This is a genomic window from Planktothrix agardhii (genome assembly GCF_904830935.1).
Lineage (GTDB): Bacteria > Cyanobacteriota > Cyanobacteriia > Cyanobacteriales > Microcoleaceae > Planktothrix > Planktothrix agardhii.
In genome coordinates this window covers 4329758-4346507 of sequence record NZ_LR882952.1, presented here as the reverse complement: position 1 = coordinate 4346507, position 16750 = coordinate 4329758, and the positions used below count along the sequence as shown (strand labels likewise).

Here is a 16750-nt window from a genome sequence, read left to right as displayed (position 1 = left end):
TTGACCCTGAATATCCCCAGGAACGTCTAAGCTTTATGTTAGAAGATGCTGGTTTGAAGGTATTGCTAACTCAACAAAAATTGATTGATAAATTATGTGAATCTCAAGCAAATATAAATATTGTTTGTGTAGATGCTGACTTGCCAGTAATTTTTAAAGAGGAGCAAAAGAATCTAATTACGACCATTAAATCTAGTAACCTAGCTTATGTAATTTACACCTCTGGTTCTACAGGAATACCCAAGGGAGTATTAGTTACCCATCAGGGATTACTAAATCTAGTATTCTGGCATCAAAACACCTTTGAAATTACGAACCTAGACAAAGCTACTCAGTTAGCTGGAACGGGATTTGATGCTGCTGTTTGGGAATTGTGGCCTTATTTAACTGCCGGAGCAAGTATTTATTTAGTCAAACCTGAAATCCTGACATCTCTAGTGGAATTACAAAAATGGTTAGCAGCGAAAAAAATAACCATCAGTTTTCTACCAACACCAATAGCCGAGCAATTATTATTGCTTGAATGGACAGAAATTAATGTTTCTTTGCGAACTCTCTTGACAGGGGGAGATAAGCTTAATCAATATCCGTCAAATTTCATTCCTTTTCAGGTGGTAAATAATTATGGCCCCACTGAAAACACAGTCGTTACAACTTCAGGGGTAGTAGTTTCTGGAGAAAAGCATGATAGTCTTTCACCCGCCATTGGTCGCCCAATATTTAACACACAAATCTACATTTTAGACTCCAATCTTCAACCAGTACCTGTAGGTATTCCAGGAGAATTACACATAGGTGGAGCAGGATTAGCAAGAGGTTATCTTAACCGTCCCGAATTAACACAAGAAAAATTTATTCCTAATCCTTTTAGTAATTCCCCAGATTCTCGTCTCTATAAAACGGGAGACTTAGCGCGTTATTTACCTGACGGTAATCTCGAATATTTAGGACGGATTGACAATCAAGTAAAAATTCGGGGTTTCCGCATTGAATTAGGAGAAATTGAAACTGTTCTCAGTCAGTACAGCGCAGTCAAAACCGCTATTGTTATGGCCAGGGAAGATGAGACAGAACAGAAACGTTTAGTTGCCTACGTTGTCTCCCAAGCAGAGGGGATTTCTGCCCAACAAGAGCAAAGTTTGCTTCCTGTTACGGAACTGCGGCAATTCCTGAAAGCTAAGTTACCAGAGTATATGGTTCCTAGTGCCTTTGTCATTTTGGAATCCCTACCCCTAACGTCTAATGGTAAAGTGGATCGCCGTGCCTTACCTGCTCCCGACTTCCAAAGCGAAGAACAATACGTCGCGCCGCGTAACCCCATTGAAGAGATTTTGGCTTCTATTTGGGTAAAAGTCCTAAAAGTTGAACAGGTAGGTATTCACGATAACTTCTTTGAGTTGGGCGGACATTCATTATTAGCAACTCAACTGATTTCGCGCATCCGTAAAGCTTTCAAGGTAGAAATGCCTTTACGGGAGTTGTTTGTTGCCCCGACCGTAGCCGCATTAGCTCAGGTTATCAAACGAGTTTCGGAACAGGAAGAACGAACGGAACTCCCTATTTTACCCAGGGAAAAAGATGCAGAATTACCTTTATCTTTTGCCCAGACTCGTCTTTGGTTTTTAGATCAATTTGAGTCCGATAGTTCTTTTTACAATATTCCCCTCGCTTTGCGTTTAGAGGGAAACCTTAATCAAGACGTTTTGATCCAGAGTTTAGAGGAAATTTGCGATCGCCATGAAGCCTTAAGGACTAACTTCATTAGCGTTGATGGTGTCGCTACTCAGGTTATACAAACGCAAACCCCCTGGACAGTGACCATCGTTGATTTACAACACTTATCTAGCAGTGAACAGGAAATTGCCTCCCAGGAGTTAATCCAAAACCAGGCCATTCAAGCCTTTGACTTAGCCCGTGACCCGTTAATCAGAGCAAACTTAGTCATCTTATCTGAGACAGAACATATTTTATTAGTCTGTATGCACCATATTGTCAGTGACGGCTGGTCAATGGGGGTCTTTCTTCAGGAATTAACCGACCTCTATAACGCATACATTCAAAATCAGCCCTCATCTTTAAAGCCGTTACCGATTCAGTACGGTGATTACACTCTTTGGCAAAAACAGTGGTTACAGGGAGATATTCTGCAACGTCAGTTAGATTACTGGCAAAAACAGTTAGCAGATGCTCCCGCGTTATTATCCCTGCCCACAGACCGACCTCGACCTGCTGTACAGAGTTTTGCTGGTGCCCATCTTCCCTTTACCCTTTCCTGGGAATTAAGCCAAAAACTCACCCAACTGACTCAAGAACAGGGTGTCACCTTGTTTATGACCCTGTTAACAGCTTTTGATATCTTACTTTATCGTTATACGGAACAGGAAGACATATTAATTGGAACGCCTATTACTAACCGTAATCGCAGTGAATTGGAAGGATTAATCGGCTTTTTTGTCAATACTTTAGTTTTACGAACTGACTTGTCAGGGAATCCTAGTTTTAATGAGTTATTAATTCGCGTTCGAGAAATGGCAATGGATGCTTATACTCATCAAGATTTGCCTTTTGAGATGTTAGTAGAAGTCTTACAACCAGAACGAGATTTAAGCCATGCTCCCCTCTTTCAAGTAGATTTTTTACTGCAAAATGAACCCCTATCCCAGTTAGAATTAATAGGATTAACCGCCAGTCCCTTGTTAACAGAAAGTGCAACGGCTAAGTTTGATTTAACCTTGGGAATGGAAAATACCGATAAAGGATTAAGGGGAGTATGGGAGTACAATACAGACCTGTTTGAGCGTAGCACCATTGAAAGATTGGCGGGGAATTTTGTGACATTGCTAGAAGCCATTGTTGCTAACCCTCAACAGCAAATTTCCCAACTACCCTTGTTAACAGAGGTAGAGTCACAACAATTATTAAAAGATTGGAATACCACAGAAAAAAATTATCCTTTCCATCAATGTGTTCATCATTTATTTGAAGAACAAGCAGAACGAACACCGAATGCCGTAGCAGTGGTATTTGAAGGTCTGGAATTAACCTATCAACAGTTAAATATTCAAGCCAATCAATTAGCCCATTACTTACAATCTCTGGGAGTGGGAGCAGAGATTTTGGTCGGCATTTATTTGGAGCGATCGCTGTTAGTAATTGTCGGATTATTAGCCGTTCTCAAAGCGGGGGGAGCTTATGTCCCTTTAGATCCCGATTATCCTCAGCAAAGATTATCCTACATGGCTGAAGATGCCAAAATTTCCCTACTGCTAACCCAACAAAGTTTGCTCAGTTCTTTACCTGTCGAAGATGTGGGGGTAATTGTATTAGATAAATCTGCCGAGAGCTTGACAGTTCAAAGTCTGGAAAATCCCGTCAGTGAAGTAGTACCAGAAAATTTACTCTGTGTATTATACACTTCTGGTTCAACGGGTAAACCGAAAGGAGTGATGTTAACCCACGAAGCCTTGGTTAACCATAGTTGGGGTATCAGTGAAATATTTGGTTTAACCGAAAGCGATCGCGTCTTACAGTTTGCATCCTTTGGTTTTGATGTGGCGGCGGAAGAAATTTTCCCCACCTGGCTAAAAGGTGGCACGGTAGTCTTAAGACCCTGGCAAATGTTCCCAACCTTGACAGATTTTGCCGATTTTATTGAACAAGAAAGCCTAACTCTCTTAAATATTACTCCCGCCTATTGGCATGAATGGGCGATCGCCGTTTCACAATCTTCTGCCACCGTGCCATCCAGTCTGCGGGTCGTAGCAGTGGGAGGAGATGCCGTTTTACCCGAAACCGTCAATATTTGGCGTGAATGGGTCGGAAAACGAGTTGAATGTATTAACGTCTATGGCCCCACAGAAGCCTCTGTAACCGCGATTGTCCATGATTTGCTGGATTCTCAGTCAGAAAAAATGAATTCGGTTCTGATTGGTCGTCCCATTGCCAACACCAAGGCTTATATATTGGATCAAAATCTGCAACCTGCACCCATTGGAGTTAAGGGAGAACTGCATCTCTGCGGTGTTCGTTTAGCGCGGGGTTATCTGAATCGTCCAGAATTGACGGCTGAAAAATTTATTGACAATCCCTTTGCTGCTGCACCTTTCAATCGTTTGTATAAGACGGGAGATTTAGCCCGTTATCTGCCGAATGGTAGCATTGAATGTTTTGGACGGATTGACAATCAGGTTAAAATTCGCGGTTTCCGTATCGAATTAGGAGAAATTGAGGCGATACTCAATCAACATCTTGATGTGCAGACATCCTGTGTGATTATTCGTGAAGACCTTCCAGGGCAAAAGTATTTAGTTGCCTACATCGTGATATCCTCTCATTATGAACGGATACCGATGATTAGTGAACTACGTCAGTTCCTGGCTGGTAATTTGCCTATGTACATGGTTCCTCAAGCTTTCGTTTTTCTGGAATCTTTACCCCTGACCACTAATCGCAAGGTCGATCGCCGCGCCTTACCTGCACCGAATTTAGAAGGCGATCGCCGCGATCAATATGTAGCACCCCGCAATGCGATCGAGGAGATGTTGCTGCAAATTTGGACAGAGGTACTAAAAGTAGGGCAAGTGGGAATTTATGATAACTTCTTTGAAATTGGGGGACATTCCTTACTGGCAACTCAATTGGTGTCCCGTATTCGTAGTTTATTTAAGATAGAACTCCCTTTGCGGAGCCTATTTGCGGCGGCGACGGTGGCGGAATTAGCCCATCTCATTGAACCATTACAGCAACAAAACCTAACCCTAACTGTCCCCCCGATTTTACCGAGAACTAAGGATACAGAACTACCTCTATCTTTTGCTCAACAGCGTTTATGGTTTTTAGACCAGTTGCAGCCCAATAGTGCCTTGTACAATATACCGATGGTATTGCGTTTACAAGGAAACCTCAACCAAGGAGCCTTAGAACAAAGTTTATGGTCAATTTGCGATCGCCATGAGGTATTACGGACTAATTTTGTCACCATTAATGGACAACCGACTCAGATTATTCAAACAACAAGGGAGACAATATCGGTCGTTGATTTACAAGATTTACCCATCCAGGAGCAAGCAGAAAAAACAGAGCAATTAAAGCAAAAACAAGCCACTCAACCCTTTGATTTAGCCAAAGAATCCTTAATCAGAATCACTTTATTGGTGCTATCGGAGACGGAACACCTCTTGTTAGTGTGTATGCACCACATCATCAGTGATGGTTGGTCAATAGAAGTATTTATTCACGAACTGACCAGCTTATACAATGCTTATGCTCAAAATCAGCCCGCAAATTTAGCTCCCTTACCGATTCAGTATGCAGATTTTGCAATTTGGCAAAGACAATGGTTACAAGGGGATGTACTGCAAACTCAATTAAATTACTGGCAAAATCAACTAGCCGATGCTCCTGCTTTATTATCTCTGCCCACAGACCACCCCCGACCTGCGGTGCAGAGTTTTGTCGGAGCCTATCAAGAATTTTCCCTGTCCCCCGCCCTCAGCCAAGCCTTGACTGAATTGAGCCGCCAACAAGGGGCGACATTATTTATGACGCTATTGGCCGCCTTTGATGCGTTGCTTTATCGTTATACAGGGCAAGGGGATATTTTAGTGGGAACTCCCATTGCTAACCGTAATCGCGGCGAAATTGAGGGTTTAATCGGCTTTTTTGTTAATACTTTAGTGATGCGGACGGATTTATCAGATAATCCGAGTTTTAGTCAGTTATTAACCCGTGTTCGGGAAGTGACAATGGATGCCTACGCGCATCAAGACTTACCCTTTGAAATGTTAGTCGAAGCGTTGCAACCGGAACGGGATTTGAGCCATACTCCCCTATTTCAAGTCGCTTTTGTCCTGCAAAATACACCCAAGTCTGAGATTGCAATGACGGGATTAACGGTGACAGATTTGCCACCGGAAAATACTACAGCTAAATTTGATTTAACCTTAGCTATGGTTAACACCGATGATGGCTTAAAAGGTGTCTGGGAATATAATACTGATTTGTTTGAGAGTAGCACTATTGAGCGATTATCAGGGCATTTTCTCAACTTATTAGGGGGAATTGTGGCTAATCCTCAAGCGCGGATTTCCCAATTACCCTTACTGACAGAAAGTGAGACTAATCAGTTATTAATTGAGTGGAACAATACTCAAGTTGATTATCCTGAGTATAAGTGTATTTATCAGTTATTTGAGGAACAGGTAAAACGCACACCCGACGCGGTAGCAGTGGTATGTTCAGAGCAAAAATTAACCTACAATGAATTAAATTGTCGTGCTAATCAATTAGCCCATTATTTGCGGAAATTAGGAGTAAAACCAGATGAATTAGTGGGGATTTGTCTAGAGCGTTCCTTAGACATGATTGTGGGATTATTGGCTATTCTTAAAGTCGGTGGAGCTTATGTTCCTATTGACCCAGATTATCCCCAAGAACGCATTAGCTTTATGCTCCAAGATACCCAGGTTAAAATAATATTAACCTGCGAATCTTTACAGAATTCCTTGCCAAATCATCAGACTATTGTTATCTGTTTAGACAAAGATTGGCAACAAATTAATCAGGCAAGTCTGGAGAATCTGAACAGCACAGTTTCTGCGGATAATTTAGCCTACGTTATTTATACTTCTGGTTCTACAGGAATACCCAAGGGTGTTATCGTCACTCATCAAGCAGTTAATCGACTGGTATTAAATACTAATTACATCCAGTTTACTCCTGATGACCGGGTTGTGCAAGCGTCTAATATTGCTTTTGATGCCGCTACTTTTGAAATTTGGGGGGCTTTACTTAACGGTGCTAAGATTATTATTATCGCTAAATCAGTTTTGCTCTCACCCCAAGAATTGGCACTAAGCTTAAAGGAAAATCAGATTAGTGTCTTATTTTTAACCACAGCATTTTTTAATCAGTTAGCCAATTTAGTTCCGCAAGCTTTTAGTAGCTTACGCTGCTTACTATTTGGGGGTGAAGCAGTTGAACCAAAATGGGTACAAGAGGTACTAGAAAAAGGTGCGCCACAACGGTTGCTTCATGTCTATGGGCCAACGGAAAATACAACGTTTTCTTCCTGGTATTTAGTGGAAAACGTAGCTTCTACAGCCACAACTATTCCCATTGGTAAAGCGATTGCCAATACCCAAATCTATTTGCTGGATAAAAATCTCCAACCTGTCCCGATTGGTGTAGTAGGAGAATTACATATTGGTGGTATGGGATTAGCTAAAGGTTATCTTAACCGTCCCGAATTAACCCAAGAAAAATTTATTCCTAATCCTTTTGAGAAGGATGAAGTGATCCCCCCAACCCCCCTTAATAAGGATGGCAATGAGCCGTCAAAATTATATAAAACGGGAGACTTAGCCCGTTATTTACCTGATGGTAATATTGAATACTTAGGACGCATTGATAATCAAGTTAAGATTCGGGGATTCCGTATTGAATTGGGAGAAATCGAAGCCTTACTCAACCAAAATGAAGATGTACAGTCGGCTTGTGTGATTGCTCGTGAAGATAACCCAGGAGATAAACGCCTAGTTGCTTACCTTGTACCCCAACCTGAAATAATCCTGACAATTGACGAAATACGGCAATTTTTGAAAGCTAAGTTACCTGATTACATGGTTCCTAATGCTTTCGTTATCTTAGAAGCCTTACCCCTTACTCCCAATGGCAAAATAGACCGCCGCGCCTTACCCGTTCCCGATTTACAGAGCCAAGGTGAATATATAGCTCCCCGTAACCCCATTGAAGAAAAACTAGCGCAGATTTGGGGTGAGGTACTGAAATTAGAACGAGTCAGTATTGAGGATAATTTCTTTGAATTAGGGGGACATTCCCTCTTAGCTACCCAGGTTATCTCTCGCTGTCAGCAAGCCTTTCAAATTGCGTTACCCCTACGTTATCTGTTTGAATCGCCAACCATTGCCCAGTTAAGTGCGGTGATTTTAAAAGAACTGCAAACTGGCTCAGGGCTAAAACTTCCAGCAATAGTACCCCTTAACCGACAGGATGACATTCCTCTCTCCTGGGCTCAGGAGCGCCTCTGGTTTGTCAATCAGTTAGAAGGAGAAAGTGGAGCCTACACCATTGATCTAACAATGCGTTTGCTAGGAAATCTCAATGTTAAAGCCCTAGAAAAAGCTTTTCAGGCAATTATTCAACGCCATGAACCTTTACGGACTCAGTTTAAACTCAAGGATAATAAACCGATTCAAGCGATCGCCTCTAGCATCAACTTTACGTTACCCGTAGTACAAAGCCAGCCCCTGCAAGTAGAGCAACTGTTGACAGAAGCGGCCTCCGAACCCTTTGATTTAGCCAATGGTTCAGTATTACGGGTCAAACTCTGGCAAGTCGGGGCGGATGAATATGTACTGTTATTAGCGATTCACCATATTGCGGCGGATGGTTGGTCACTAGGGGTTTTAATTGATGAATTATCAGCCTATTATCGCAGTTTCAGCACAGGAACGAAGGCAGATTTACCGACTTTACCGATACAGTATGCAGACTTCGCCCTGTGGCAGCGTCAATGGTTAACCAATGAAGTATTAGAACGGCAATTAAGCTACTGGAAACAACAGTTAAAGGGAATTCCCCTACTGCACCAACTCAAGGGCGATCGCCCCCGTCCAGCCATACAAACCTTTCGTGGTGGTACGGAAAAACTACAACTCGACAGTAAACTAACGCAACAGCTTAAAAAACTCAGCCAAGAGTCTGGTAGTACCCTATTTATGACCTTACTGGCAGGTTTTGCCGTATTACTGTCTCGCTATAGTGGACAAACCGATTTAGTCATTGGTTCGCCGATCGCCAACCGTAACCGCACCGAAATCGAAAAATTAATTGGCTTTTTTGTCAATAGCCTAGTATTAAGATTTGATTTGTCCCAAGAACCGACCTTTGAGGATTTTCTAGCACAAGTTAAACAAACGACTCAAAACGCCTACGACCATCAGGATTTACCCTTCGAGATGTTGGTCGAAGAATTACAAATTGAGCGGCATTTAGACCGTAATCCTTTAATACAGATAGTTTTTGCCCTTCAGAATGCTCCTAGCTCTCCCTGGGACTTTCCTGATGTAAAAATTGAGGATATGCAATCAGGACTTGATTCGGTGCGGGTTGACCTAGAGCTTTATCTGTGGGATGTCCCCGAAGGATTGGGTGGTTTTTGCTCCTATAACAAGGATTTATTTGATGCGGAAACTATTGCCCGCATGATGACTCATTTCAAAACGTTGTTAGCAGCAATTGTAGAAAATCCACAGCAACCAGTAGCCTTACTTCCCTTATTAACCCCCCCAGAACATCAACTATTAAAAGAGTGGAATGAGACAAAAACCGATTACTCCTACAACAAATGTATTCATCAATTGATTGAAGAACAGGCAGAACGCACCCCCGACGCGATCGCCGTAGTCTTTGAAAATCAACAATTGACCTATGCACAATTAAATAATCGAGCCAACCAATTGGCGCACTATTTACGCTCTCTAGGCGTAGAAACGGAGGTAATAGTCGGTTTATGTGTCGAACGCTCCCTAGAGATGATTGTCACCTTAATAGGCATTCTTAAAGCAGGTGGGGCCTATCTACCCCTTGACCCCGAATATCCCCAAGCACGCCTACAGTTTATGCTAGAGGATAGCCAAATCCCCTTACTGCTCACCCAACATTCACTAATTGATAAACTCCCCAACCATCAAGGCCAAACACTCTTTTTAGAGGAAATTTGGGAAAAAACTGCCCAACCTAGCCAGGATAACCTGACGGCAAAAGTAACCCCCTCTAATTTGGCCAACGTGATTTATACCTCTGGTTCTACGGGTAAACCCAAAGGCGTGATGGTAGAACATAAAGGATTGTGCAATCTCGCTCAAGCTCAAATTGAAACCCTTGGTGTGCATCCCTCAAGTCGAGTGCTTCAGTTTGCTTCCTTTAGTTTTGATGCTTGTATTTGGGAAATTTTGATGGCTTTGGGAGCAGGAGCGACACTTTATTTGGGAACCAAAGAAGCGTTAATGCCTGGTTTACCCTTAATGGAGCGATTACGGGATCATGCCATCACCCACATTACGTTACCACCTTCGGCATTAGCGGTTCTACCCTGGGAAAATCTCCCCTCTTTACAAACTATCATTGTTGCAGGGGAAGCCTGTTCTCCTGAGTTGGTGAAAAAATGGTCACAAGGACGAAATTTCTTTAATGGTTATGGCCCAACGGAGGGGAGTGTTTGTACCGCGATCGCAAAATGTACGCCTTTTGACGAAAAAATAACCATTGGTCGCCCCATTCCCAATGTGCAGGTTTATATTTTAGACCCTCATTTACAAGCAGTTCCTATCGGAGTACCAGGGGAATTACATATTGGCGGTGCGGGTTTAGCCAGGGGTTATCTGAATCGCCCAGAATTGACCGCCGAGAAGTTTATCTCTAACCCGTTTGTCTCCCTTGATCCCCCCCTAACCCCCCTTGATAAGGGGGGAGAGCAGCCGTCAAAATTATATAAAACGGGAGATTTAGCCCGTTATTTACCCGATGGTCAGATTGAATACCTGGGACGGATTGACAACCAAGTTAAAGTGCGGGGTTTCCGTATCGAGTTAGGGGAAATTGAAGCCGTTTTGGGCCAACATCCCTTAGTACAAGAGGCGATTGTGATTGCCCGTGCTGACCATGCAAGTGATCATGATCATGACAAGCTTAATACTAATTTAGTAGGGTATTTGGTTCCTGCTCTCAAGGGTGAAGTTTTACCCGAACAGCTTGCCCAATGGCAGAGTGAATATGTGAGTGATTGGCAAACGATTTATGAAGATTCCTATCGTCAATCCCAATCTACAACCGATGACCCCACCTTTAATATTAGTGGTTGGAATAGTAGTTATACGGGGCAAGCGATGACCGCCGCAGAAATGCGAGAATGGGTTGAGAATACCGTGAGCCGAATTCTTGCAGGAAAACCGCAACGAGTGTTAGAAATTGGTTGCGGAAGTGGATTATTGCTGTTTCCTGTGGCTAAACATTGTCAGGAATATTGGGGAGCCGATTATTCCTCTGCCACCATTGACAACCTGGAACGGTTATGCGGCACAATTGAGGGTTTAGCGGGAAAAGTAAGATTATTCCACCGAACAGCCGATAATTTGGCAGGGATTCCCCAAGCAGCTTTTGATACGGTGGTTATTAACTCCGTTGTCCAGTATTTCCCTAGTGTGGATTATCTGTTACAGGTTCTCGAAGGGATCATGAAGGCGATCGCGGCTCAGGGAAAGATTTTCCTGGGTGATATCCGTAGTCTGCCCTTACTAGAGCCATACCATGCTGCCGTACAGTTAGCTCGCGCTGAAACGGACAAAACCCTTGAACAATGGCAAAAGCAGGTGAATCAGAGTGTCGCCACCGAAGAAGAATTGCTAATTGAGCCTCAGTTTTTTATCGCTCTCAAACAACGTTTTCCTCAAATTTCTTGGGTAGAGATCGTACCCAAACGGGGTCAGGCTGACAATGAGTTAACCCAATTCCGCTATGATGTGACCTTATATTTGGGTAATGATGTTCAAAAAACGGTTATTCCTTGGTTAAATTGGCAACGAGATGAGTTTTCCTTAGCAAAACTGCAAGATCAACTGAAACTGGAACAGCCAGAATGGTTAGGCATCAGGGATGTCCCCAATCAACGAGTACAAGAAGCCCTACAAATTTTAGACTGGTTAGAAAATCCGCCGGTCGTTTCGACGGTGGGAGAATTGCGGCAATTGTTAAAAGAAAAGCCAAGGATGGGGATTAATCCTGAGCAAATGTGGCAACTGGGAGAAAAATTCGGCTACACCGTTCACCTCAGTTGGTGGGAAGGAAGTCAAGACGGTTCCTTTGATCTGGTTTTCCATCGCCAGAGTTCAATCCTAGAATCTGCAATGAGCGCAGTTGATAGCCAACCATACCCCAGTTTTTGGGACAATGAGACAGTTATTCCTAAATCCTGGACTGATTACACGAATAATCCTCTGTACGGCAAGTTAGTCCAGAAGCTAGTACCGCAGGTGCGAGAATTTGTTCAACAAAAGCTACCCAGTTATATGGTTCCCCAGGCTTTTGTCCTGCTCAATGCTCTACCTCTGACTCCCAATGGCAAGATAGATCGGCGGGCCTTACCGACACCTGATACAGCTACGCGCAATCTAGCCACGAGCTTTTTGGCACCGCGTACCCCCATTGAAAGCCAAATGGGCCAAATTTGGAGTGAAGTTTTGGGATTGGAGCGGATTGGTATTAAGGATAATTTCTTTGAACTTGGAGGACATTCTTTGTTAGCGACTCAGGTTATCTCCCGTTCCCGCGATCTTTTCTCAGTGGAATTGTCTTTGCAAAATTTGCTAGAATACCCAACCGTCGCTAATTTAGCCCAAATTATTGAACTTCTTGTCGTTGCACAGCAGGGACAACCAGCGATTACTGAAAGCTTAGACGATTATGAGGAAGGTGAATTATGAAAACAGTCGAATTTTTATCTTATTTGAAGGGTTTAAATATTAAACTGTGGCTTGAGGAAGAAAAACTCCGTTATCAAGCTCCCAAAGGAGCCATGACGACGGAAATTAAAGCGGCGATCGCGGCTCAAAAAACTGAAATTCTGGACTTTTTAAAAGCAGCACAAATCCCTACTAATACTGTTGAGTTAGAGATTATTCCTGTGTCACGGGATCAGGATTTACCCCTCTCTTTTGCTCAACAGCGACTCTGGTTTCTACACCAACTTTCCCCCGATAGTCATTCCTATAATTTGTTGGAAGCTCTACGGTTAGAAGGAAACCTGAATCTGTTTGCTTTAGAACAGAGCCTCAGCGAACTGATTCGCCGTCACGAAGTTTTAAGAACCACTTTTCCGATGGTAGAAGGGCAACCCATTCAGCGCATTGCTCCCCCTTCCCCCGTTAGTTTACCTCTTGAAGATTTACAGGTTTTATCAACAGAAAAACAAACAGAACGTCTGCGGGAAATTGCGATCGCCCTCTCCTTAAAACCCTTCGATCTGGCGGGGGAACCTTTGGCACAATTTACTTTGTTTAAACTCAGTTCCCAAGAGTATGTATTGCTGTTGAAGATGCACCATATTATTTACGATGGTTGGTCTTTGAGCATCTTTTTCGGTGAATTATCTCAACTTTATGCGGCTTTTGTCCAGGGTTTGCCTTCCCCTCTCGCTGAATTATCTATCCAGTACGCCGATTTTTCTGTGTGGCAACGTCAATGGCTCACAGGTGAAGTCTTGGAGCGTCAACTTAATTACTGGCGAGAACAGTTGACAGATGCGCCGACTATCTTAGAACTGCCGACGGATTATCCCCGTCCCCCCATTCCTAGTTTCCGAGGTGATGGGGCGGTTTTTCGACTAGATCGAGGCTTAACCCAACGTCTTAAACAGTTAAGCCAGGAGTCAGGAGCAACCCTATTTATGACTTTACTGGCGGCTTTTTTTGTTCTAATTTCTCGTTATAGTGGTCAATTAGATGTATTGGTGGGTTCTCCGATCGCTAATCGCAATAGTTCCGCGATCGAGAAATTGATGGGCTTTTTTGCGAATACGTTGGCTTTAAGGGGCGATCTATCGGGAAATCCCAGTTTTCTGGTGTTATTAGAACGAGTAAAGCAAACGACCCTATCAGCCTATGCTCATCAAGATTTGCCCTTTGAAATGTTAGTAGAAAGGTTACAATTAGACCGTGATTTAAGCCGTAATCCTTTGGTACAGGTGATGTTTTCTCTGCAAAATACTCCCCAGTCGGAGGGCAGTTTGTCGGGCTTAAAAATAGAGAATTTGCCTTTACCGATTGATACTAAGGCTCGATTTGATTTAGAAGTCAATTTTTGGGAAGTTTCTGATAGTTTAGAGGCGGCTTGGTGCTACAGCACGGATTTATTTACTGCTGGCACTATTACCCAAATGGGTCAACATTTTCAAAATCTCTTAACCGCGATCGCCGCTGATCCCAGCCTGGTAATTTTTGAATTACCGATGTTGAGTGATGCAGAATGTCATCAACTATTGGTATCCTGGAACGAAACTCAAACAGATTATCCCCAGGATAAATGTATTCATCAATTATTTGAAGAACAGGTAAAACACAACCCCGACTCTGTAGCAGTAGTTTTTGAAGGTCAACAATTAACCTATTCAGAATTAAATAGTCGTGCTAATCAATTAGCCCATTACCTAAAATCTTTAGGGGTAGAAACTGACGAGCTAGTGGCGATTTGTATAGAACGTTCTTTAGAAATGATTGTGGGATTGTTGGGGATATTAAAAGCAGGAGGTGCTTATGTTCCCATTGACCCAGATTATCCCCTGGAACGCATTAGCTTCATGCTCCAAGACACTCAGGTTAAAATACTGTTAACTCAGCAATCTTTGCTTCCTTCCCTGCCGAATCATCAGGCTATTATTGTCTGTTTAGACAAAGATTGGAAACAAATTAATCAAGAGAATCTTAACAGCGCGGTTTCTGCGGATAATTTAGCATACATCATTTATACTTCTGGTTCTACGGGAACTCCCAAGGGGGTTGTCGTCACTCATCAAGCAGTTAATCGCCTGATATTAAATACCAATTACATCCAGTTCACTCCTGATGACTGCGTTGTTCAGGCTTCCAATATTGCTTTTGATGCTGCCACCTTTGAAATTTGGGGGGCTTTGCTTAACGGGGCTAAGATTATTATTCTCCCTAAATCAGTTTTGCTCTCACCCCAAGAGTTTGCCCTAAGTTTAAAGGAAAACCAGATTAGTGTCTTATTTTTAACGACAGCCCTATTCAATCAGTTAGCCAATTTAGTTCCGCAAGCTTTTAATAATTTACGATGCTTACTTTTTGGGGGTGAAGCAGTTGATCCTAAATGGGTACAAGAGGTACGATCGAAAGGTGCGCCGCAACGGTTGCTTCATGTCTATGGGCCAACGGAAAATACGACGTTTTCTTCTTGGTATTTAGTGGAGAACTTACCTTCTACAGCGACAACTATTCCCATTGGTAAGGCGATCGCAAATACCCAAATCTATTTGCTAGATAAAAACCTGCAACCCGTTCCCGTTGGTGTAGTAGGAGAATTACATATTGGTGGTGCAGGATTAGCCAGAGGTTATCTTAACCGTCCCGAATTAACACAAGAAAAATTTATTCCTAATCCTTTTAGTAATTACCCAGATTCTCGTCTTTATAAAACGGGAGATTTAGCTCGCTATTTGCCTGATGGTAATATTGAATATATCGGGCGGATTGACAATCAGGTGAAAATTCGCGGTTTTCGCGTTGAATTGGGGGAAATTGAGGCTGTAATCAGTCAAAATGAAGATATACAGTCGGTTTGTGTGATTGTTCGTGAAGACAATCCAGGAGACAAGCGGTTAGTTGCTTACATTGTGCCAAAGCTAGGGGTGACAATGACAAGCGAAGATTTCCGTCAGTTCCTGACCCATAAATTGCCTGGCTACATGGTTCCGAGTGCTTTTGTGATGCTGGAATTTTTGCCCTTAACAGCTAACGGAAAAATTGATCGCCGTGCGTTAAAGGCTCCTAGTAACACCAGTGATTCAGACAGATTCATTGAGGCGCGTAGTCAGCTAGAATTAAGCCTAGTACAAATCTGGTCAAAAGTTTTAAAAATTGACAAAATTGGCGTTCGGGATAACTTTTTTGACCTTGGTGGTCACTCCCTTTTGGCTCCCTATTTAACGACCCAAATTAAGGAACAGTTTGGCAAAGAAATTGCCTTAACAGCACTGTTTCAAAACCCCACTATTGAACAATTAGCAACCATTATCCAAAGCGATTCAGATAACTCTAGTGAGTCTTGTTTAGTCCCCATTCAACCCAATGGTTCCAAGCCGCCTTTCTTCTGTGTTCCAGGGGCGGGAGGACGACCCTTTTATTTTTACCATCTAGGACGTTATTTAGGAAAAGATCAGCCTTTTTATAGTTTTGAAAATGATCTCTATCAACAGTTTGGAGCAATTACTCAGATTGAGGCGATCGCTAGTATTTATATTCAAGCCATGCAAGATTTACAGCCCCAAGGCCCTTACTTTTTAGGGGGACATTCCTATGGGGGAAATGTGGTTTTTGAAATGGCTCAACAGTTAGTTCAGCAGGGTCAAAAAGTGGCATTACTAGCCATAATTGATTCCTCAGCCCCAACTTATAAAGATAAGCAAATGTTGCTTGATTATATCAATTGGGATCATGCGAGATGGTTAGCGGAAGTGAGCAAAGGTATAGAAGTTTATTTAGATAAAACTGTAGATATTTCCTATAAAACCCTTCAATCCTTGACTGTGGAGGAACAATTAAAATACGTTTTAAACTTTTTTAAAATGGCGAATATGCTTCCTCCTAATGCGAAAACTACACAACTTGAAAATATTGTACAAGCCTATAAAACTAGCTGTTTATGTTTAGTTGATTATCTCCCTAAACAAATTTATCCCAACAAAATTACGATTCTACGCGCTAACGAGGATTTACCCGATGATCCCAATCGTGATTTAGTGGCTGAGTGTTCCGAGGATTTATCCCTCGGCTGGAGTGAGTTTTCTTCGGAAGCAGTGGATATTCATTATGTGTTAGGTAATCATATCACAATTATGGCGGAACCCCATGTTCAAGTGTTAGCCGAACAGTTAAAAGTTTGCATCAATGCCAAATATTCAAACCCACATTCCGCAGATAGGGGTCAAATTTTCCACTAA

At 42.6% G+C, this 16750-nt stretch carries 2 protein-coding genes (1 of these 2 only partly in view); both read left to right on the top strand.

What is annotated here, in order from left to right; genetic code table 11:
• Positions 1 to 12500: the 3' portion of a non-ribosomal peptide synthetase gene (locus NMG88_RS19965; protein WP_254035734.1), read on the top strand. It extends 1630 nt beyond the left edge of the window; the window shows 12500 of its 14130 coding nt (coding positions 1631-14130); its start codon lies off the left edge, out of view; its stop codon occupies positions 12498 to 12500.
• Positions 12497 to 16750, top strand: coding sequence for a non-ribosomal peptide synthetase (locus NMG88_RS19960; RefSeq protein ID WP_254035733.1), 4254 nt, complete (start codon positions 12497 to 12499; stop codon positions 16748 to 16750). Before NMG88_RS19965 ends, NMG88_RS19960 begins: the two co-directional genes overlap by 4 nt.